The following is a 19,249-nucleotide window of genomic DNA, read 5'->3' on the forward strand; positions in this document are numbered from 1 at the left end:
GAGTTTTCGGGGGGAAACATGGCGAGCTGTGAAACGTGCGGTAACGACTACGACATGAGCTTCGAGGTGCACGCCCAGGGCGAGGTGCACGTCTTCGACAGCTTCGAGTGCGCTATCCAGCGGATGGCGCCCATCTGCGAGCACTGCGGGGTCCGGATCGTCGGGCACGGCGTCGAGGCCGGGCAGCGCTGGTTCTGCTGCGCCCACTGCGCGAGGAAGGAGGGGGCGACCGCGATCGTGGACCGGGTCGGCGCGCAGGTGTGAGGTCACCGGCCCGCACCGGGCCTCACCGGGCCCGCCCTGTGCCCGCGCTGTGCCCGCGCTGTGTCCGGCTCTATGTCCGGCTCTGTGTCCGCGCCGGGCTCGCATCGGGCCCGTGCCGGGCTCGTGCTGTGCCGCTCTGTGCTCAAGCCGGGCTCGCGCTGTGCCCGGCTCTGTGCCCAAGCCGGATTCGTGCCGGTGCGTGGCGCCGTACGAACACCGGGTCACGTCGAATTCCCATGACGGGGTGAGGCGGTATTAACGAGACTGACACGATCTGGTATTCCGTGAGTCTGGCTGAGACCGCCTCCTGCCCTCACACTGGGGCCTATGTGGGATTTTGATGTCCTTGTTCTTGGATCCGGGCCGGGCGGGCAGAAGGCCGCGATCGCCGCGGCGAAACTCGAACGGCGTGTCGCCCTCGTCGAGCGGCGCAACATGCTCGGCGGGGTGTGCATCAACACCGGCACCATCCCCTCCAAGACGCTGCGCGAGGCCGTCCTGCACCTGACGGGCCTCAACCAGCGCGGCATGTACGGCCAGAGCTACCGGGTGAAGGACGAGATCACCGCGGCGGACCTGGGGATCCGCACCCAGCACGTGATCGGCCGGGAGATCGACGTCATCCGCAGCCAGCTGTCGCGCAACCACGTGACGACGCTCAACGGGCACGGCCACTTCGTGGACCCGCACACGATCGGCGTCGTCGACGAGCACGGCCACGAGACCAAGGTCACCGCCGACAAGATCGTCATCGCCACCGGCACCCGGCCGGCCCGCCCCGACACCGTGGAGTTCGACGACCACGCGATCATCGACTCTGACGGCATCCTGAAATTGCAGGACATTCCCGACTCGATGGTGGTCGTGGGCGCCGGGGTGATCGGCATCGAGTACGCCTCCATGTTCGCCGCGCTGGGCACCAAGGTGACCGTGGTCGAGCGCCGCGACCGGATGCTCGACTTCTGTGACCTGGAGATCGTCGAGGCGCTCAAGTACCACCTGCGCGACCTCGCGGTGACCTTCCGCTTCGGCGAGACCGTCGCCGCCGTGGAGCGCCGCCCCCGGGGCGCGCTGACCGTGCTGGAGAGCGGCAAGCGGATCCCCGCAGAGACGGTGATGTACTCGGCCGGGCGCCACGGCATGACCGACGAGCTCGCCCTGGAGGCCGCGGAGCTGGCCGCCGACGCCCGGGGCCGCATCCAGGTCGACGAGCACTACCGCACCGCCGTGCCGCACATCTACGCCGTCGGCGACGTCATCGGCTTCCCCTCCCTGGCCGCCACCTCCATGGAGCAGGGCCGCATCGCCGCCCACCACGCCTGCGGGGAGCCGCTACGCGGCATCCACCACCTGCAGCCGATCGGCATCTACACCATCCCCGAGATCAGCTTCATCGGTCCCACCGAGGACGAGCTGACCGCCTCGCACGTCCCCTTCGAGGTCGGCATCTCCCGCTACCGCGAGCTGGCCAGGGGCCAGATCATCGGCGACACCTACGGCATGCTGAAGCTCCTGGTCTCCCCGGAGACCCGCGCCCTGCTCGGCGTGCACGTCTTCGGCACCGGCGCCACCGAGCTCCTGCACATCGGCCAGGCCGTCATGGGCTGCGGCGGCACCGTCGACTATCTGGTCGACGCCGTCTTCAACTACCCCACTCTGGCCGAGTCCTACAAGGTCGCCGCCCTGGACGCCACGAACAAGCTCCGCCGGGTGGCCCGCTTCGAGCTCTGATCCCCGCCCGGACCGGGGCGCTCGCGGTCACGGGCGCAGGAGGTGATCTCCGGCGAGCTTGATGGCCTCGTGCTTGGTGTGCCCGGGGTGGTCCACGACGATGAAGTGGCGGCCGATCGCGAGCGCGAACGCCAGGATGCTGCGCGCCTCGATCTCGTCGGGGTCGGTGACGAACGTGCCGAACATCCTCCGCAGGAAGTCCATGCGCTCGTTGTCGACACGCCGCAGCCGCGCCGCGACGGCCTGGTCGTGGCGGGCCCAGGCCCGGACCGCGAGGTCGATCCGGTGGAAGTCCTCCGAGAAGGTGAGATGACCGGCGCGCCGGATCCTCTCGGCGGCGTCGCCACCGGCGGCGTCGACCTGGGCGAGGACCTCCTTGGTGCAGCGTTGCTCCCACTCGTCGAGCATCTCCGCGAGTAGCGCGGGACGGCCGTCGAAGTATCCGTAGAACCCGCCCTTCGTCACGCCGAGCCGGGTGGCGAGCGTCTCGACGCGGACCGCGTCGGGCCCTCCCTGGGCGAGGGCTTCGAGGCCCGCCTCTATCCAGCGGGTGCGCGGTGTGCGTGCCACGGCGGAAATCCTCTCCTCCCAGTGCGGCGCGCGGACTGTCACGCCCGGCGGGTTCGCGCCGTGCGTGCCACGGCGGGAATCCGGCTCCATCCATTGATCGCGTCGGAGTTGTACGGTACCGTACAAAAGAAATATACGGCACCGTATAAACGGGAGGGCCGAACCGTGCCGCGACTCGCAGAGACCACCCACACCGAGCGGCCCTGGCGCGTCCACGAACTCACGAGTGACTTCTCGGTCGAGGACGTGTGGTCGTTCCGCACCCCCGGGGCCGGGCCCGGCGACTTCCCGGTGATGCTCGCGGCGATGCGGGCATCGCTCGAATCCACCAGGCAGCCTTGGCCGGCGAGATTCCTGTTCGCCGTCCGGTGGAAACTCGGCGCGCTCCTCGGCTGGGACAGACCGTCGGCGGGCGTCGGCGAGCGGGTCGCCTCGCTCCGCGACCGCCTGCCGGGCGACCTCCGCGACGCTCCTCGCGGCCCGGACGACAGGAGGATGCCCCTCAAGGCGGTCTACGAGCTCGACACGGAGGCCGCGCGCGAGCTGGCGAACAGGACCGTGCACGGCGTGATGCATCTCGGCTGGGTCCAGGGGGCGGACGGCGACCACGAGCTGCGGATGGCCGTCCTCGTCAAGCCCAACGGCCGGTTCGGGCGGCTCTACATGGCCGCCATCGCGCCCTTCCGGCATCTCATCGTCTACCCGGCTCTGACCCGGCAGTGGGAACAGGCCTGGCGCGACCGCGATCGTGCCTCCGCGGGGGCGGGGCACGAGGAAGGACGGTCACGATGAGATCCGGGAGGCGCCTCCTCCGCTGGGCGAGCGGGATCATGATCGTCCTGGGGGCGGGGCACCTGTCCCTGGCGGCGCTCGTCGCCAGGGAGGGTGTCGCCGGCTGGGTGGATCGGGGGGTGTGGGCGGCCGTCCCGCTCGTGCTCACGGGCGGGGGCGCCGGCAAGACGGTGGAGTCCCTCCGGAACGACCTCGCCTTCTGGGCCGGTCCGGGGAGCTTCTCGGTGCCCCTGATCCTCCTGGGGTGCCTGACCTGGCACCTCGCCGGACGCGGGGTGGCCGTGCCGGCAGGGATCGGCTGGGGCCTCGCGGCGTGGTGCGCGCTGGGCGGCGTCCTTCTCGTACCGTCCCCATTCTTCGCCGGGACGGTCGCCGGGGGGCTCATCGTCCTGGCGGCCCGGAGGGAGGACCGCCCGGAGGCCGTCACCGGGCCGGCGGAGCGGGAACGATCTCCGATCGGCCATGAAGACCGAGGGTGACTAGGATGACGCAGTATGGAGGGCCTCAACGGGGTGCGCGGGGTCCTTTACGTGGTCGCGTGTGCCGCGCCCGCAGCCGCTGACCTCCACGGCCTGGTGAGGCTCGCCCAGGAGAGCGGGTGGCGGGTGCACGTGGTCACCACGCCGATGGGGGCGCGTTTCGTCGACGTCCCGGAGCTGGAGCGGCTGACCGGCGATCGGGTTCGCAGCGTCTACCGCATGCCGGGTGAGCCCAAGGGACTGCCTCCGGCGGATGCGGTGATCGTGGCTCCCGCGACGTTCAACACCATCAACAAATGGGCGAACGGGATAGCGGACACCTTCGCGGTCGGACTGCTGTGTGAGGTGATGGGCTTCGGTGTCCCGATCCTGGCCGTCCCGCTGCTCAAGGACGCCCTCGCCCGCCATCTCGCCTTCGGCCGCAGCTTCAACACATTACGGGAAATGGGGGTGCGGGTCCTGTTCGATCCCACCGCGCCGCCAGACGCGCGCATGCCATCCTGGGAACGCGTCGTGGAAGAGCTGCACAGCGTTGTCGGGGGACGACACTCACAGGGGTGATGGTGGCTTCGACATCCTCTTCGTGACGGGAGTTTCCTTTCACACCCCTTCTGCCAGCTTCGCCGTCTGCTGCGCCATCGCGTGCGTCAGCTCGTCGGCGAGCCCGTTCATGTGGTGGGCACGGGCGCCTGCGAGCATCATCCGCAGGTCGGCCGCCACGCGCCGGGATCGGACACCGGTGGCGTCCCGTACGGCCTGGCACGCTTCGCGTTCACCGGCTTCGCCGTCTCCGGCGCGCATGTGCAGGACGGCCAGCCGGGTACGGCAGCGCAGCCCGGTCCGGGTGCGGCCGGAATCCAGCCTGGCCACGGCCGAGGACAGGCGTTCACGCGCCCGGGTGTCCTCGTCCAGGGCGAACAGGGCCAGGCCCAGGGCGCTGTCGTGGTGTCCGGGGGAGACGGTGATGCGCCGTGCCCATTCGGGAGATGACGCCGGGCGCGGTCTGGTCAGTGCCTCCTCGGCCAGATCCACATGTCGCAGCCCCGCCTGGCGGTCGTGGGCGGCCGCGCAGTGGCGAGCGGCGACCGCGTGCAGGTTGGCGCGTTCGGCCGATCCGATCCGTTCGTCTCCCAAGGCCAGGCGGAGGATCTCCACCCCTTCCCGAGGGCGGCCCGAGTCGGTGACGACGGTGGACAGGTCCAGCATGACGTGGGCGCGCAGGTCCCGGTCGGCGCCGCGTGCGGAGGTGTCCAGTGCGAGCGTGAGCACCTTGGTGGCCCTGGCGGTGTCGCCCGCGTCGTAGACGGCCCAGCCGAGACGGTCGGCCAGCAGGCCGATGGCCGAGGACAGGCGTTCGCGGGTCGGCGCGGTCATCGGCTTGTCCAGCAGCTCGACCGCCCAGCCGAGGGAGCCGCGCGCCATCGCCGCCGCCATGCTCCCGCCGTGGGCCAGGTCCATACGGGTGTAGAGGTCGGCGGCGGCCTCGACCGCCTGGACCTCGGCGATGCCGACACCGGCCAGGTCCTCGCCGCCCGGACCGTCCAGCAGCCGGGCGAGCGGCTCCAGCGGGGCCGACCCCACGGAGGCCGCCGCGATGATTCCCAGAACACTTCTACGTTTCATATCTTCCATGGTGTCCATAGTGTCCGGTAAAAGAGATTCCCCGTCCGTTGCCGCAACATGCACGCCCAACGCCTGTTGGTAGCTGCGAAGTAAGGCGGGAGTGGTTTCGCGTTGACCGCGTTCCACCCGGCTGAGATGTCCTTTCGATATGCCTATTCGCCTGGAGAGCACGTCGAGACTGACTTTCGCCCCAAGCCGCGCCGCCCGCAGGTCCGGGCCACTGACCACGCTGAACGCCTCCTCCGGCCGGTGCGGCAACGATCGTTGCGGCATCGGCGCAACGGTGAATCGCCGGTTGTCCCCCCTGATGCTTTACACAGGCAAGGAGCCAGCGGACATCAATTGTCTCCCTTGTCGCGAAAGATGGTTTCTCTGCTCGGTAAACATCAGAGGTAACCGCCGTCACGTGAATACGGCGCAGTCCATGGTGGCTCCGGTGCGGGGACGCGGTCAATGACTACGGTTGAGGGCGGCACTGTGAACAGCTTCGAAACGGGCGCGGATCTCCAGCGGCACACTCGGGGGGCCGTCCCGGCCCTGATTACGGTCGATCCCTGTCATGCGGCGGAAAGCCTGCGAACGGCTCTGGGCGAGCACGACATCACCTCCGACGTTCACGACGGCTACGGGCTGGCGCTGGTGTCGGTCTGGGTGGGGTTGGTGGTGTGGTGTGACGGGGCGCGGTTCTGGTGGCGTACCGGGTGGGACGCCCGGCGGGGGCGGTTCGTCTATGCCTGGCATCCGGTGACCGAGCCTGGCCGCGCCGCTCGGCGCGTCACGTTCCGCTACCGGGAGTTGAGGGAGACGCATCCGCTGTCGGAACTGATCGCCGAGAGCATGTCGTGACCGTTCTGGACGCGTGCCTGAGCCCGCATGTCGTGATGGCTCAGCGTGATCATGCGCGGCTGGAGTGGCGAAGGCCGTACCTGGCGCTGGGGCGGGTGCGTTCGGTGGCCTGGACCTGCTTCTGCCGGGCCACGGTCTACGAGTTGTGCGAGGGCGCGGGACGGGCGTTCCTGCGGCGGACCGTCCAGCGCGACGGCGGGGACGACGAGGTCCACGAGACCCGCACGTGGCCGGTCGGTGAGGCTCGGGTGATCTGGACGGCGCTGCTGTCCGGCAGGGCCCGGTAGAGACGGGTGCGGTGGCGCGGGATCTGGAGGGACCCGCGTCACCGCGCCTTGAGGAGTCTGGAGGGATCCGCGCCACCGCGTTTTTGATGGTCCGCGTGCGGAAAACCTTCCTGGTTCGCGTGTGGAAAACCGCAGCCTGACGCGGGTACGCGCATCATTCCGGCGGGTAGCCGGGCGAACCTAGCGTTTCCCGCCATGACGGGAAAGTTGATCGACGTCCCCCGGCGGGTCGTCGCGGGGGTCGCGGGCCTGCTGGTGCTGGCGGGAATGGTCGTGCTGACCGCGATGGGGGAGAGCACCATGCAGCCCCTTCCGGCGTCGGCCCCGGCAGGGGAGTTCAGTGCCGGGAGGGCGCTGGAACACCTGGAGCGGTTCGCCGCCGAGCCGCGTCCGCTCGGCAGTCCGGCATCGGACAGGGCCAGGGACTACCTGGTCGGCCGGCTGCGCGCGGAGGGGATGAGGGTCGAGGTACACCGGGCGGTCGGGGCCCGCTCGGCGGCGGGGCTCGCGACGTTCGGGCGGGTGGAGAACATCGTGGCGACCCTGCCCGGCAGGGACCCGACGGGCACGGTCATGGTCGCCGCCCACTACGACTCCGCGGCCATGGGACCCGGCGCGTCGGACGACGGCGCGGCCGTGGCCGCGATGCTGGAGACCGCGCGCGCGTTGCGCGTCCAGAGGGACCGGGAGGACACCCAGGGGGACAGGGAGGATGCGCAGGGGGAACGGGAGGATGCCCAAGGGGACCGGGAGGGCAGGGGAGGCCAGGGGAACCTCCGCAATGACCTGGTGTTCCTGATGACCGACGGCGAGGAGGACGGGGTCCTGGGGGCCGAGGCCTTCGTCAGGGAACATCCGCTGGCCCGTAAGGGCGGGGTGCTGCTCAACTGGGAGGCGCGCGGTGTCGGCGGGCCGTCCCTGATGTTCGAGACGTCCAGGAACAACGCGCGGCTGGTCGAGACGTTCGCCGGGGCCGTCCCGCATCCTCGGGGCGACTCCTCGATGGTCGAGCTGTACCGGATGCTCCCCAACAACACCGACTTCACCCCGCTGGTCGGAGCGGGCTTCACCGGCATGAACTTCGCCTACATCGAGCGCTCCTCGCGCTACCACACCGCCGACGACTCGATCGCCAACCTCGATCGCGGCAGCCTGCAGCACCACGGCTCGAACATGCTGGCGCTCACCCGTGCCCTGGGCGGCGCCGCCCTGCCCACCCTGGTCTCCGGCGGGGACGTCACCTACTTCCGGATCCTGGGAACCATGGTCACGTACCCCGGCCACCTGGTCGGGCCCCTGGCGGCGCTCGCCGTGCTGGCCCTGGCGGGACTGATCCTGCTCGCGCGGCGGCGGGGACTGGTCTCCGTTCCGAGGGTGCTCGCCGGCGCGGCGTCCGCGCTGCTCCCGCTGGGCCTGTCGGTGGTCCTCGCGCAGGGGATGTGGGAGCTGCTGGTGGCCTGGCGGCCCGCCTACGACACGATGGGCGGGCTGCTGCACCGGCCGCAGGCGTACCAGGCCGCCGTCGCCGCCATGGCGGGACTGGCGCTGCTGAGCTGGTACCTCCCCCTGCGCCGCCGGATCGGGCCCGCGGCGCTCGCGGCCGGGGCGCTGGCGTGGCCGGCCGCGCTGGGCGCGCTCTGCGCGTGGGCCGCGCCGGGGGCGTCCTTCGTCTTCACTCTCCCGGCGCTGGGCTGCGCGCTCGGCGGGATCGTCGCGCTGCTGCTCCCGCGATCCCCGGTGTGGCGGATCGCCGCGCTGACCTCCGGGGCGGTCGCGTCCGCGCTGCTGCTCCCGGCTCTGGCCCGGAACGCGCTGGACGGGATGGGGCTCGCGCTCGGCGGCGCGGGAGCCCTGGTGTTCGCCGTCTTCGGCCTCACACTGCTGCCGCTCGCGGAACTCCCGCTCCCCGCCCTCCGCCGGGGCCTGGGCCGCCGCGCGGCCGTCGCGGCGCCCTCGGTCGCGGTCGCGGTCACGGTGTCGCTGGTCGGCCTCGGGCTCGCGGTGGACGGGTTCGACGAGGGACATCCCCGGCGCACGCATCTGGCGTACGTGCTGAACGCCGACACCCGGGTGGCCCGCTGGGTCAGCGCCGACGCCGATCCGGTCGGGTGGACCCGGAGGTACGTGTCCGGCCGGGACGCGGGGGCGCTTCCGCCGGGTTACGCGCGCGGCGGGCTGTGGACCGGCCCCGCCCCGGCGATCAGGGCCGGAGGGCCGCGGGTGACGGTGCTCTCACGAAGCGAGGACGGCGGGGACGCCGGGGACGGCGGGGATACCGTCACGCTGCGGGTGACCGCCGGACGCGCCGTGCGCGGGGTGACACTGCGGGTGGATCACCCGATCACCGGGGCGACGGCGGCCGTCGCGGGGAGCGGGCCGGTGACCGTCGCCGTCACCGGTGTCCGGGCCGGCACCTGGCCCGGCGAGGTCCGGTTCCGCGACCTGCCGCGCGGGGGAGCCGAGATCACCCTGCGCGTCCCGCGCGCGGACCGGCTGCGGGTCACCGCGATCGCCGAGACGTACGGGCTCTCCACGGTGCCCGGCTACGTGCCGAGACCGCCGGGCCTGGTGGCCTCGACCCGCGAGGACGGCGACCTCGTCGCGGTCACCCGGACGTACGACCTGTGAGGACTCCCCACCCGGCGCCGCGCGACGAGCCCGGGTCCGTGCGACGAGCCCGGGTCCGTGCGACGAGCCCGGGTCCGCGCGGCGAGCTTGGGTTCGCGTGACGAGCTTGGGTTCGCGTGACGAGCCCGGGTCCGCGCGACGAGCCCCGAGCCGGGGTGAGGGCCGAGGCGGGTCGCGTGGCCGCGAAAACCGTTCGGCCGGTGAGACGGTCACGGCCTACCATGCGGACGCGTGAGCGGAAGATTACGCGGGATCGCGGCCGTCAACGAGCGGATCGCCGCCGAGGGCGAGTACCTGACCGACGACGGCACCGTCGTCGTCGTGGGCCCGGCGCTGAGGGCGGCGATCTCCGGCACCGTGAGTCACCCGGCGGACGGGCACATCGACGTGCCCGTCCCGGCGCCCGGTCATCGCCGGACGTCTTTCCAGGTGACCGCCGAGGGCAGTCTCCAGGCCGCGCGACGGCTGCACCTCGCCGGGGCCGGGCGGATCGCCGTCCTGAACTTCGCCTCGGCCCGCAACCCCGGAGGCGGCTACCTCGGCGGCGCCAAGGCGCAGGAGGAGGATCTCTGCCGCAACGCCCTGCTGTATCCCTGCCTCCTGCGGGCTCCCGGCTACTACGCCGCCCACCGCGCCTCCCCCGATCTCCTCTACAGCCATCGCGTCATCTGGTCTCCCTGCGTTCCCGTGCACCGCGGCGACGACGGGCGGCTGCTGGGCGAGCCGTACCTCGTCTCCTTCCTGACCTCCCCCGCTCCCAACGCCGGAGAGGCGCTGCGCCGTGACCCGGGCGCGCGGAGCCGAATCCGGCGCGCGCTCCACGAGCGCGCGGAGAGAGTGCTGGCCGTGGCCGCCCATCACGGCGCGCGCGAGCTGGTCCTCGGCGCCTGGGGGTGTGGGGTGTTCCGCAACGACCCCCGGGAGGTCGCCGAGGCGTTCCACACCCACCTCACCGCGGGCGGCGCGTTCTCGGCGGCGTTCGAACGGGTGGTGTTCGCGGTCTGGGACCGTTTGCCCGACTCCGCCAACCGGGCCGCGTTCGCCGAACGTTTCGCCTCCGTGGCGGAACCGGTCTCCGGACGGCCGTGAGCGTCACCCCCGCGAACCGGGGTCGCCGAAGGCGTACTTCAGGGGTGGCAGCACCGCGCGGGCGTCCGCGCCGCCGACCCAGAGGCCGATCATGAACGCCGCGGTCGCCTCCAGCAGGCCCGCGCGTTCCAGGCCGCCGCCGTGGACCGGCTCGCATCCGAGATCGGTGACGAGGGAGCGTACGGCGACCAGCGCGGCGGGGTCGTCGCCGCAGAGGGGCACCGCCAGCGGGACGCCGTCGAAGGCGGGCGGCGTCATCCGCCAGACGTCCTCGTGGCACAGGTTGAACGCCTTGACGACGCGTGCCCCGGTCGTGTCCGCGACGCGCCGCGCCATTGAGGGGCCGCCCTCGGTGGCCAGGGTGAACCGTCCCTGCACGACCGGGTTGACGCAGTCGGCGAGGACCCGCCCGTCCAGCGTGCCCCGGGCGGCTCCGGCGGCCTCCAGGACCTCGGTCACGGCGTAATCGCGTACGGCCAGCAGCGTCACCTCGCCGAAGACCGCCGCCTCCTCCCAGGTGCCCGCCCGTGCGCCGGGTCCGAGCCTGTCCGCCAGGGCGGCGGCCCTCGCCGGGTCCCGGCCGCTCACCGTCAGCTCGTGGCCCGCGCGGGCCCAGTGCGTTCCGAGCGCGTCCGCCATGCGGCCCGCTCCGAGGATGCCGATGCGCATCCGTCCTCCCTTGTTCGACTGCTGGTGTAGGACGAAGGTAGAAAGTCCGTCAGGCACCGTTCGGTGCGTGACGCCTCGGAGAGACTGGAGGACCCCGCGTGTTCCTCGCCGACTGCCGTGCCCGGCTCGCCTTCGACCTGGTCGGCAACACCTGGACCGCCGTCGTCGTCTGGGCCCTGCGCGCCGGCCCCCGGCGTCCCGGCGAGCTGCGCGAGGAGATCGGCGGGATCAGCGCGAAGGTGCTCACCGAGACCCTGCGCAGGCTGGAGTACAACGGCCTCGTCTCCCGGCGGGCCTACGCCGAGGCACCGCCCCGGGTCGAGTACGGGCTCACCGACCTGGGCCGCACGCTGGTGCCGCTGATCGGGGCCTTCGGGGAGTGGGCCTTCGAGCACGGCGACGCGGTCCTCGACGCCCAGGACCGCGCCGAGGGCCTCACCGGATGACGCCGGCCGGGCCGGCTGGGCCGGCCGAGGGCGGCCCGCGGTACGTGGCCGGCGAGCACGTCGACGGCCCCTCGCCGGTCGCGGCCGTCGAGGCCGAGGACGCCGTCCGCCCGCCGCGTGATCATCCGATCGGTCGAGCCGGAGGGTGACGCTCACGGTCCTGCTGAACTGTCGAGCCGGCGGGTGACGCCCACGGTCCTGCTGACCTGCCGAGCCGGCGGGCGACGCCGCTTCGCCCCTGCCGCGCCGATCCTTGACGACACCCCTTCGGAGGTGGCACGGCTGCTCCGCCGTCGGCCCGGACCCGTTCGGCGGCGGGACGGCCGCTCTCAACCACGGCCCGGTACGGTGACGGCCGGCCCCGCTTCCCGCGGGCTCGTCTCCGTACGCAGGATCCGCCAGCACGCGTACGCGCACAGGCCCGACGCGGGCGCGCCCAGCACCGTCGCGGCGATGCCCAGAGCGGTCACCCGCTCCGCCAGGTACAGCGGCACCATCACCGTCACGGAGAGGCCGAACTTCGCCAGGAACACCGCCGTGCAGGCCTGGTAGCGCCGCAGCCGCGCCCGATCACGCCGCCAGCCGGACCGCTCACCGCGCAGTCCCTCGACCAGCCCCCCGATGATCGGCCACCGCGCCAGCATGGACACCAGGAACACCGTCCCCGCGACCGCCGGCAGCGACACGCTGACGAGGTAGAAGTCCACCGCCTGTCCGGTACCGCCGGCCAGCGACGCGGACACCCCCACGATCACGAGCCCGGCCCCCGCCTGCCAGTACTTCCGATCGGTGCACGCCCGGACGATCGCGAACACCGCGACGGCACCGACCGCCACCAGCGCGGAGAGAAGAACCCGGCCGGTCAGCAGATGGGCGATGAGGAACACTGCCTTCGACACCACGGCCTCGGCGACGGTCCGCCAACCGCCCACGGCGGCGAACAAGGTCAGTGATCTCCGCGTGAGCACGCCCAGGGTCATGCGCCCGGCTCCGCGCCGTCGACGACATCCGTGGTCCGTGAGGACGACCGGACCGGGGCCGCCGCGGGCAGCGGTTCGCACGGCCGACTCGTCGGCATCGGAACGGCCGCTCCACCGGGACGGAACTCGCGCGCCGGGGCGCGGCCCTGGGCGCCGGGGGTGCCGGGGGTGCCGAGGGCGTCAGGGGTGCCGGGAGTGCCGGGGGCGTCGAGGGCGGGGACGCCGTCGTGGCGCATCGCCTGCTCGGCGGCGCCGATCGCGGTGAGCAGATCCCGCTCACCGCGGGCATGCGCGGCCAGGGCGTCACGGAGACGGCGCGCGTCCCGCATCGCCAGGTTGCCGCCGAACCCCGGGGCCGCGTGAATGGCGTCGCCGATGACCGTCACCGGGCCGGCCGGCCAGGCCGGGACCGGCGGGATCGTCCCGATCCGCAGCGCGACCGTGACGTCCGGCCACGCCTCGTCGACGACCAGCCGCAACGCCGGGTGCAGGCCCGCGGCCAGCCCCCGGGCGAACCGCCAGACCGCGTCCGGCGAACCGGCGGGCCCGAGCCGGGCCTGGGTGACGGGCAGGCACCACATCACGTAGTCCTCGGCGTCGGCGACGACGCGGGAGTCGAGGGCGGGCAGCCACCTCTCCCGGGCGGCGGCCGGCGACTCGGCGAACCGGTGGACGCCCAGCGCCATCATCATGCCGCGCACCCGCACGCCGGCGCCGCTGTCGCCGACCAGCGCGGGCAGCCCCGTTCCGGCCACGGCCCGCAGCGGTGTCGCGCCCATCACCATGCGCCTCCCCGTGTCGACCACCTCCGCGTGCGGCAGGTACTGGCGGCGGACCGCCGAACCGACCCCGTCCGCGCCGACCAGCACGTCCGCGGTGTCCGTACGGCCGTCGGCCAGCCACACACGGATCCGGCCGTCGGAGCGCCGCTCGAACCGGGTGAAAGCCGCCCCGAACCGCACCCTGTCCTCCAGCCCGGTCAGCAGCACCGCCCGCAGCAGGCGCCGATGGGTCTGGCGGCCCGGCCGTCGCCCCGCCGTGCCGTCGGCGGGGCGTGTGCTCGCGACCACGAGCTCGCCGTCCACCTCGGACAGCAGCGAGGTCCGGTCTCGCAGCCCGCCCATGGTGGCCTCCGCCATCGCCAGGTGCCCTGGGGGCAGGCACGCGCGCAGCGCCTCCGCCCCCCGGTCGTCGACGTGCAGGCTGACGCCCTGGGGGCGGCCCCGCGCCTCGTCCTTCTCGTACACCGTGACGTCGATTCCCGCCCGGCGCAGCCCCTGGGCCAGCGTCAATCCGCCGATCCCCGCGCCGGCCACGATCACCCGCATCGTTCCCCACCTTTCTTCACCGGTTGATGAGGTTTCAATCTAGCCAGGTGCGCGGAGAAAACTCAATCGACTGATGAAGAAAGGGTCCGATAGAGTGCTCCCGTCATGACAGAACCGAATCCCCCAGGCCGTCCCGGGCGCTGGCGGTCAGGCGCGGAGAGCAGGCAGCGGGTCCTGGAAGCGGCCCGCGCGCTGTTTCGCGAGCACGGCTACGGTGGCACCACGATGCGCGCGGTCGCCGCCGAGGCGGAGGTCGACCCGGCGATGGTGTTCTACTTCTTCGGCACCAAGCAGGGCCTGTTCGGGGCCGCTCTCGAGGTGCCGGAGCAGGTTCCGTCCGCCATCGAATCGGTCTTCACCGGCGGCCTGGACGACATCGGCGCGCGCATGGTCCGCACGCTCGTGGAGAACCTCGACAAGTCCCACCGCACCCCGCTCGTGACGCTCACCCGCTCGGCCCTCACGCACGACGACTCCGAGACCCTGCTCCGCCAGTACATCGACCGGGAGATCACCGACCGGCTGGTGACGATGCTCGGCACGCCGGACGCCACGGTGCGGGTCGCCATGCTGAACGTGCAGATCCTGGGCCTCGCGGTGGCGCGCTACATCGTACGGATCGAGCCGGTCGCGTCCGCGTCCGTCGACGACCTGGTCACCTGGTTCGGCCCGATCATGCAACAGGGCCTGACCGGACCGGCCTCGTCGCGGTGACGGCCGGACGGGGACCCCGTCCCGTCCCGGGGCCGCCGCCGACGTCGCCCGGATCCTGAACGCGATCCGAGGCGGGCACCCGCGCAGGGGCCTGCCACCCGGCCGCCTCGGAGACCGGACGCCGTCCGGGACGATCTCGTCCTCCGCGGCGAGGCCGTGGACGGTGCCGGGGCGGACCTCGGAGGTGTGGCCGATTCGCGCGCGATTCCGTCCTTTTCCGGAGCCCTCGGCTGCCCGGGCCGCCACCCGGCACGGCGAAGCGGCGACCCGGACCGCTCGGCGGTCCCGCCGCCGGTGGCGGGACGCGTCAGGCGGTGGTTCGTTCGCCGGCGGGCCGGCGGCGCAGGCTCGCCCGCGCGGCCGGCCGGCCACGGAGCGCGTCCGCCCCGGCCTGCTTCTCATCCTCGACCACCTGACCGAGACTCCCGCCCGGGTGGTGAGCGACCGCGGCGACGTCCTCGCGCAGAACGCGATGGACAAGGCGCTCCACGGTGACGCGTCCGCCCGCCCGGGGACGGAGCACAACGCCCTCTGGCACTACTTCACGGATCCCGGCGCGCGGGAGCTCTTCCCGGCCGAGGACCGTGACCGCGCCGCCCGCGCGGCGGTGGCGGATCTGCGCGCCACATTCGCCCGCCGCCCGGACGACGCGCGGCTGGCGGGGCTCGTACGCCGGCTCCGCGCCCGCAGCCAGGAGTTCTCGGCACTGTGGGACGCCCACCACGTCGCCGTACGCCGCACCGACGTCAAACGCTTCCTGCACCCGGTCGCCGGCCTGCTGGAGCTGGACTGCGAGGTACTGCCGAACCCGGAGCACGACCAGCGGCTGATCGTCTACACCGCCCGTCCGGGCAGCGGGTCCTGCGAGCGGCTGCGACTGCTGCGCGTGGCCGGCCTCCAGGATCCGGCCCGTGGCCAGGTCGAGGGCTTCGTATGAGGTGCGCTACGGCACGGGGACGGCGGCGGCCCGGCGCCGTTCCAGGACGATCACCGCGATCACCAGCGCGGTCAGCGCGGTGAGCTGCGCGAGGGCCGACCAGAGGCCGAGCGCGACCGTCAGGAGCGAGAGCGCCCCGCCCGCGGCCCGCAGCCCGTTGCCCGCGATGCCGAGGACGCGCCGGAACCAGGCGTCGCCCGCCACGAACAGCGCGACGCCCGCGGCCAGGGTGAGGGCCGCGCCGAACTTCAGCGGGTCCACCGGGTGGCCGATCGCCTTCTTGACGCCCGCGGCGACCGCGACGATGCCCAGCAGCATCGGGATGTGCGCGTAGAAGTAGGCGCCGAGGATCAGCCGGGTGCGCCGCACCGGCTCGGCCGCCTCCAGGACGTGCTCGGCGCGCGTCTCGTCGTCGCCGCCGAAGTAGAGCCACCACAGGCAGGCGGCGAGCGCGAGGCCGAGCACCGCCGCCAGGCCGAGGGCGAGGCCGACGTGGAGCCCCTTGGCGCCGATGCCGATCGCCACGATCGACTCGCCGAGCGCCACGATCACCAGCAGGCCGTGCCGCTCGACGATGTGCCCGGCCCGGAGGTTGAATCCCTTCTGCCCGACGAAGTACGGGCTGCCCCAGAGCAGTGCCACCGCGCCGGCCCAGAGCAGGTAGGTGTACGGCGCGGGGACCAGGGCGGCCAGGCCGATGAGCGCGACCCCGCCGAGGTTGAACGGGAGCACCCGGGCGAAGGCCGAGGTGACCTGCAGGTACAGCCCGGCGTGCACGACGATCAGCAGCAGGTACCCGACCGCGAACGCCACGCCGTCGCCGTCGAACGCCGAGGGGATCGACAGTGCCACGATCATGAATCCGGCCATGCCCAGCAGGATGAGCACCCTGCGGGCCGGACGTGTCGGGGGTACGGCGTTGGTCAGCCAGGCGTAACCGGCGTACATCCACCAGATGGCGCCGAAGACCAGCAGCGCGCGCAGCGCGCTCTCGGCGGGCCTGCCGTCCTGCAGGCCGTCCGCCATGAGGCCGGTGAGCTGGGTGACGGTGAAGACGAAGACCAGGTCGAAGAAGAGTTCGAGGGTGGAGACGCGGAGTTCGGTCTCCGGCGGGGCGGGCTCGGCCCGCTCCGCGAACCAGCCGGGGAGGCGCATCCGCTCATTGTGCTGGTACGGCACCTCCCCGCGAATCTCATTAAACGGAGAAGAAAGGCCCTCTGTCCTAAAAGAGAGAAATGTCGGCTTAACTGGTCAGCTCTCCGCGGAGGGCCCGTCCTTCTTCCCGGCCACGAGGGTGTCGCCCGCCTTGCCGGGCGCGGGCGTCACGACCGGCGTGGGCGTGGTCGCGGGGGTCGCGGGCGGCACGGACGCGGCGGCACCGGACGGGGGCTTGCGGGTGCGCGTACGAGGACGGGCGGCGGCGGGGAACTCCGCGGTGTCGGTGGCGCCCTCCGAGGTGGGCCCCTCCGGCGCGGGCTCCTCGGCGGGCCGTTGCGAGGAGGGCGCCCGCGAGGCGGGCGGAGCGGACTCGCCGGGCCTCTTCCCGGAGGTGGGCCGGGCGGGTGCCGCGTGGGTCTCGGGCTCGCGCAGCGCGGCGATGACGTCGTCGGCCTCCGCCTCGGCGGCGAAGTCCTCGGCGGCCTCGGCCTCGCGGCGCTTGATCACCACCATGTGGTCGACCGACAGGCGGCCCGCGCCGCCGACCGCGAGCAGGATGGAGGCGGCCCCGAGCGCCACGATCAGCTTGGCGTCGCCGCCGGTGAGCGGCAGGCCCACCTCGCCGCTGGCCAGGATGAACACGGCGAGGGCCTCGGCGAACAGCAGGAGCCCGCACGCGGCCACCGCGAGACCGGCCACCAGCAGCGCGCCGCCGATGAGCTCCGTCAGCATGGTGGCGGCGGCCCACACGTAGGGCCCGGAGGCGCCCAGGCTGGTGAACTGCTCGGCGGTGGCGTTCAGGCCCGCTTCGAGCTTGTGCCAGCCGTTGGCGAAGAAGATCCCGCCCACGCCCAGTCTCGCGGCCAGGGAAGCAAGATCATGGAGGGTTTGTCGCACGGTTCCTCATTCTGGTTAGATTCCCCGTTCCTGCCCATGCTTGACCGATAGATGACCGAGCGGGGGCCTTCCAAACCCGTCACGAGGTGCCGTCCCCCTGTCCGCCGGGGCGGCGGGGCACCAGGAGGGTCACGGCAAGAGCGGTCGCGCCCAGCAGGAACACGCTCACCGCCACCGTCGTGTGCAGGCCGGAGACGAACGCGACGCGGGCCGCGCCGAGCAGGGCGTCCCCCACGCCGCCGCCGAGCTCGTGCGCCATGTGCGCGGCGGAGGCGAGCGACTGGCGGGCCTGGTCCATCATCGCGGGCGCGACCCCGGGGACCGGGGCCAGCGAAGGGGCGTACACGACCGTGGTGATCGTGCCGAGGACCGCGACCCCGAGCCCGGCGCCCAGCTCGTAGGCGGTCTCCTCGACCGCGGCGGCGCCGCCCGCGTGGGACTCGGGGGTGGAGGACATGATCGTGTCGGAGGCGGCCAGCAGGGTGACCTGGATGCCGAAGCCGATGCCGACGAAGCAGAGCGTCAGGGCCATCGGATGACCCTCGGTGTGCCAGGTCAGGGTGGGGGCGAGGGAGAGGGCGGTCAGCGCCAGGCCGCCGCCCATCGTGGCGCGCAGCCCGAACCGGCGCAGCAGCCGCGCCCCGGCCAGGCCGCCCGCGATCGAGGCGACCATGAGGGGGAGCATCCGTACGGCCGCCTCCAGCGGGCTGTCGCCGAGGACCAGCTGGAGATACTGGGCGAGCATGAGCTCCAGCCCGACGAGGGCGAAGACCGTCAGCAGCACGGCGCCCACCCCGGCGCAGAACGCCCGCCGCCGGAACAGGCTCAGGTCCAGCAGCGGGAAGGCCAGCCGCCGCTGCCTGCGGACGAACCAGACCAGCAGCCAGACCCCGCCCAGGAACGCCGCCAGGCCGCCCGGATGCCCCGCTCCGGCCTCCTTCAGGCCGAAGGCCACCCCGAGGATGCCCAGCACCGACAGCAGCGCGCTGAGCGCGTCCCACGGCCGGCCGGAGCGCTTGCGGGACTCGGGGAGGAGCCTGGCCGCGACGGGCAGCAGGACCACCAGGATGGGAACGTTGATCAGGAAGACCGCGCCCCACCAGAAGTGCTCGACGAGCACCCCGCCGACGAGCGGGCCGACCGCGGCCCCGGCCGCGGCCACCGCGCTCCACACGCCCAGCGCGATCGCCCGCTCGTGCCGGTCGGTGAAGACCTGCCGGATGATGGAGAGCGTGGCGGGCATGATCATCGCTCCGCCGAGGCCGAGCAGCGCCCGTGCGGAGATCAGCGCGAGCGGGGTCGGCGCGAACGCCGCCGCGGCCGAGGCGACGCCGAAGACCAGGTATCCGGCCAGCACCAGGCGCTTGCGCCCGTAGCGGTCACCGAGGGTGCCGAAGGTGAGCAGCAGCGGCGCGACCATCAGCGAGTAGACGTCGATGATCCACAGCAGCTCCACGGAGGACGGTTCGAGGGCGGCCGTCAGCGCCGGCACCGCGATGTGCAGCACCGTGGCGTCCACCGCGATCAGCAGCAGGCTGAAGCAGAGGACGGCGAGGACCGACCACCGGCCGGCCCCGGATGCCCGCGGGTCGCCGTCCGCGCGTCTGGCCATGACGGTGGTCATGAGCCACTCAGGATCTGCCGGCCTGGACGAACATGCGTCGCAGCTTAGGCGAAGTCGGGCGGTGCCCGGGGTGGCATTGGGTGATTAATTCACGTAGATATGTCCCTTTTAGGCGCTCGATTGGTCAATATTCAGGGCCTTCCGGAAGCGTCGGCGACCTCTCTAGAGAGATACAGGCATATACCGC

At 72.6% G+C, this 19,249-nt stretch carries 20 protein-coding genes; 12 read left to right on the forward strand and 8 right to left on the reverse strand.

Going from position 1 to position 19,249, the window contains the following annotated elements; all coding sequences use genetic code 11:
- The first annotated feature begins 18 nt into the window (after window positions 1-18).
- Together ABT053_RS35450 and sthA are read left to right on the forward strand one after the other, a co-directional pair.
- Window positions 19-264: a metallothionein gene (locus ABT053_RS35450; RefSeq protein ID WP_350975236.1), complete on the forward strand. Its 246-nt coding sequence runs from the start codon at window positions 19-21 to the stop codon at window positions 262-264.
- Window positions 265-591: 327 nt separating this feature from the next.
- A complete protein-coding gene (gene sthA / locus ABT053_RS35455) occupies window positions 592-1,995 on the forward strand; it encodes a Si-specific NAD(P)(+) transhydrogenase (protein ID WP_350975238.1) in 1,404 nt (467 codons plus the stop codon).
- Window positions 1,996-2,022: 27 nt separating this feature from the next.
- On the opposite strand, the gene ABT053_RS35460 is transcribed toward sthA, so the two are convergent.
- A complete protein-coding gene (locus ABT053_RS35460) occupies window positions 2,023-2,565 on the reverse strand; it encodes a TetR/AcrR family transcriptional regulator (protein WP_350975239.1) in 543 nt (180 codons plus the stop codon).
- A gap of 165 nt (window positions 2,566-2,730) precedes the next feature.
- Between ABT053_RS35460 and ABT053_RS35465 the strand changes: the two genes are divergently transcribed.
- The 3 genes from ABT053_RS35465 to ABT053_RS35475 are packed head-to-tail and all read left to right on the forward strand — an operon-like array spanning window position 2,731 to window position 4,397.
- The gene (locus tag ABT053_RS35465; protein ID WP_350975241.1) at window positions 2,731-3,357 is read left to right on the forward strand and encodes a DUF2867 domain-containing protein; all 627 of its coding nucleotides are present in this window, start codon (window positions 2,731-2,733) and stop codon (window positions 3,355-3,357) included.
- On the forward strand, window positions 3,354-3,836 hold the full coding sequence (locus tag ABT053_RS35470; protein ID WP_350975243.1) for a DUF6463 family protein: 483 nt from the start codon (window positions 3,354-3,356) through the stop codon (window positions 3,834-3,836). The genes ABT053_RS35465 and ABT053_RS35470 overlap by 4 nt, the downstream gene beginning before the upstream one ends.
- 15 nt (window positions 3,837-3,851) lie before the next feature.
- A complete protein-coding gene (locus tag ABT053_RS35475) occupies window positions 3,852-4,397 on the forward strand; it encodes a flavoprotein (RefSeq protein WP_350975244.1) in 546 nt (181 codons plus the stop codon).
- Between the two features lie 39 nt (window positions 4,398-4,436).
- On the opposite strand, the gene ABT053_RS35480 is transcribed toward ABT053_RS35475, so the two are convergent.
- The gene (locus ABT053_RS35480; RefSeq protein ID WP_502991949.1) at window positions 4,437-5,732 is read right to left on the reverse strand and encodes a helix-turn-helix domain-containing protein; all 1,296 of its coding nucleotides are present in this window, start codon (window positions 5,730-5,732) and stop codon (window positions 4,437-4,439) included.
- A gap of 204 nt (window positions 5,733-5,936) precedes the next feature.
- Between ABT053_RS35480 and ABT053_RS35490 the strand changes: the two genes are divergently transcribed.
- From ABT053_RS35490 to ABT053_RS35505, 4 genes are all read left to right on the forward strand, one after another.
- The gene (locus ABT053_RS35490) at window positions 5,937-6,305 is read left to right on the forward strand and encodes a hypothetical protein (RefSeq protein ID WP_350975245.1); all 369 of its coding nucleotides are present in this window, start codon (window positions 5,937-5,939) and stop codon (window positions 6,303-6,305) included.
- A complete protein-coding gene (locus ABT053_RS35495; protein WP_350975246.1) occupies window positions 6,302-6,592 on the forward strand; it encodes a hypothetical protein in 291 nt (96 codons plus the stop codon). Before ABT053_RS35490 ends, ABT053_RS35495 begins: the two co-directional genes overlap by 4 nt.
- Window positions 6,593-6,787: 195 nt before the next feature.
- Window positions 6,788-9,220 (forward strand): M28 family peptidase, encoded by a 2,433-nt coding sequence (locus ABT053_RS35500; protein ID WP_350975248.1) that lies wholly within the window; start codon window positions 6,788-6,790, stop codon window positions 9,218-9,220.
- 231 nt (window positions 9,221-9,451) lie between these two features.
- Window positions 9,452-10,309 (forward strand): TIGR02452 family protein, encoded by an 858-nt coding sequence (locus ABT053_RS35505; RefSeq protein ID WP_350975249.1) that lies wholly within the window; start codon window positions 9,452-9,454, stop codon window positions 10,307-10,309.
- Window positions 10,310-10,312: 3 nt separating this feature from the next.
- On the opposite strand, the gene ABT053_RS35510 is transcribed toward ABT053_RS35505, so the two are convergent.
- The gene (locus tag ABT053_RS35510) at window positions 10,313-10,978 is read right to left on the reverse strand and encodes an NADPH-dependent F420 reductase (RefSeq protein ID WP_502991950.1); all 666 of its coding nucleotides are present in this window, start codon (window positions 10,976-10,978) and stop codon (window positions 10,313-10,315) included.
- A 98-nt stretch (window positions 10,979-11,076) separates the two neighbouring features.
- Here ABT053_RS35510 and ABT053_RS35515 point away from each other — a divergent pair, with 98 nt between their 5' ends.
- Window positions 11,077-11,424, forward strand: a complete 348-nt coding sequence (locus ABT053_RS35515) for a winged helix-turn-helix transcriptional regulator (RefSeq protein ID WP_350975253.1) — start codon at window positions 11,077-11,079, stop codon at window positions 11,422-11,424.
- A gap of 329 nt (window positions 11,425-11,753) precedes the next feature.
- On the opposite strand, the gene ABT053_RS35520 is transcribed toward ABT053_RS35515, so the two are convergent.
- Window positions 11,754-12,404 (reverse strand): DUF3159 domain-containing protein, encoded by a 651-nt coding sequence (locus ABT053_RS35520; protein WP_350975254.1) that lies wholly within the window; start codon window positions 12,402-12,404, stop codon window positions 11,754-11,756.
- A complete protein-coding gene (locus tag ABT053_RS35525) occupies window positions 12,401-13,732 on the reverse strand; it encodes an FAD-dependent oxidoreductase (protein ID WP_350975255.1) in 1,332 nt (443 codons plus the stop codon). Before ABT053_RS35525 ends, ABT053_RS35520 begins: the two co-directional genes overlap by 4 nt.
- Before the next feature lie 105 nt (window positions 13,733-13,837).
- On the opposite strand from ABT053_RS35525, the gene ABT053_RS35530 reads away from it, so the two are divergent.
- Entirely contained in the window at window positions 13,838-14,446 is a 609-nt protein-coding gene (locus tag ABT053_RS35530) for a TetR/AcrR family transcriptional regulator (protein ID WP_350975257.1), read from the forward strand.
- A 184-nt stretch (window positions 14,447-14,630) separates the two neighbouring features.
- A complete protein-coding gene (locus ABT053_RS35535; RefSeq protein ID WP_350975259.1) occupies window positions 14,631-15,383 on the forward strand; it encodes an MmyB family transcriptional regulator in 753 nt (250 codons plus the stop codon).
- Between the two features lie 6 nt (window positions 15,384-15,389).
- Here the strand turns inward: ABT053_RS35535 and ABT053_RS35540 are convergent, their stop codons facing one another.
- The 3 genes from ABT053_RS35540 to ABT053_RS35550 all read right to left on the reverse strand — a co-directional run bounded on the left by ABT053_RS35540 (window position 15,390) and on the right by ABT053_RS35550 (window position 19,050).
- Window positions 15,390-16,538, reverse strand: coding sequence for a low temperature requirement protein A (locus tag ABT053_RS35540; protein ID WP_350975260.1), 1,149 nt, complete (start codon window positions 16,536-16,538; stop codon window positions 15,390-15,392).
- Window positions 16,539-16,634: 96 nt separating this feature from the next.
- Window positions 16,635-17,438, reverse strand: a complete 804-nt coding sequence (locus ABT053_RS35545) for a DoxX family protein (protein ID WP_350975262.1) — start codon at window positions 17,436-17,438, stop codon at window positions 16,635-16,637.
- A 79-nt stretch (window positions 17,439-17,517) separates the two neighbouring features.
- Window positions 17,518-19,050, reverse strand: a complete 1,533-nt coding sequence (locus ABT053_RS35550) for an MFS transporter (RefSeq protein WP_350975263.1) — start codon at window positions 19,048-19,050, stop codon at window positions 17,518-17,520.
- Between the last annotated feature and the right edge of the window lie 199 nt (window positions 19,051-19,249).

Origin of the sequence: Streptosporangium sp. NPDC002524 (genome assembly GCF_040295985.1) — a bacterium.
In the GTDB taxonomy this organism is placed as follows: domain Bacteria; phylum Actinomycetota; class Actinomycetes; order Streptosporangiales; family Streptosporangiaceae; genus Streptosporangium.

Excerpts from the sequence above, each read along its gene's own strand:
- ABT053_RS35450 (WP_350975236.1), top strand. The coding sequence starts at position 19 with ATGGCGAGCTGTGAAACGTGCGGTAACGACTACGACATGAGCTTCGAG.
- sthA (WP_350975238.1), top strand. The coding sequence starts at position 592 with ATGTGGGATTTTGATGTCCTTGTTCTTGGATCCGGGCCGGGCGGGCAG.
- ABT053_RS35470 (WP_350975243.1), top strand. The coding sequence starts at position 3,354 with ATGAGATCCGGGAGGCGCCTCCTCCGCTGGGCGAGCGGGATCATGATC.
- ABT053_RS35475 (WP_350975244.1), top strand. The coding sequence starts at position 3,852 with ATGGAGGGCCTCAACGGGGTGCGCGGGGTCCTTTACGTGGTCGCGTGT.
- ABT053_RS35480 (WP_502991949.1), bottom strand. The coding sequence starts at position 5,732 with ATGCCGCAACGATCGTTGCCGCACCGGCCGGAGGAGGCGTTCAGCGTG.
- ABT053_RS35500 (WP_350975248.1), top strand. The coding sequence starts at position 6,788 with ATGACGGGAAAGTTGATCGACGTCCCCCGGCGGGTCGTCGCGGGGGTC.
- ABT053_RS35510 (WP_502991950.1), bottom strand. The coding sequence starts at position 10,978 with ATGCGCATCGGCATCCTCGGAGCGGGCCGCATGGCGGACGCGCTCGGA.
- ABT053_RS35520 (WP_350975254.1), bottom strand. The coding sequence starts at position 12,404 with ATGACCCTGGGCGTGCTCACGCGGAGATCACTGACCTTGTTCGCCGCC.
- ABT053_RS35525 (WP_350975255.1), bottom strand. The coding sequence starts at position 13,732 with ATGCGGGTGATCGTGGCCGGCGCGGGGATCGGCGGATTGACGCTGGCC.
- ABT053_RS35530 (WP_350975257.1), top strand. The coding sequence starts at position 13,838 with ATGACAGAACCGAATCCCCCAGGCCGTCCCGGGCGCTGGCGGTCAGGC.
- ABT053_RS35540 (WP_350975260.1), bottom strand. The coding sequence starts at position 16,538 with ATGCGCCTCCCCGGCTGGTTCGCGGAGCGGGCCGAGCCCGCCCCGCCG.
- ABT053_RS35550 (WP_350975263.1), bottom strand. The coding sequence starts at position 19,050 with ATGGCCAGACGCGCGGACGGCGACCCGCGGGCATCCGGGGCCGGCCGG.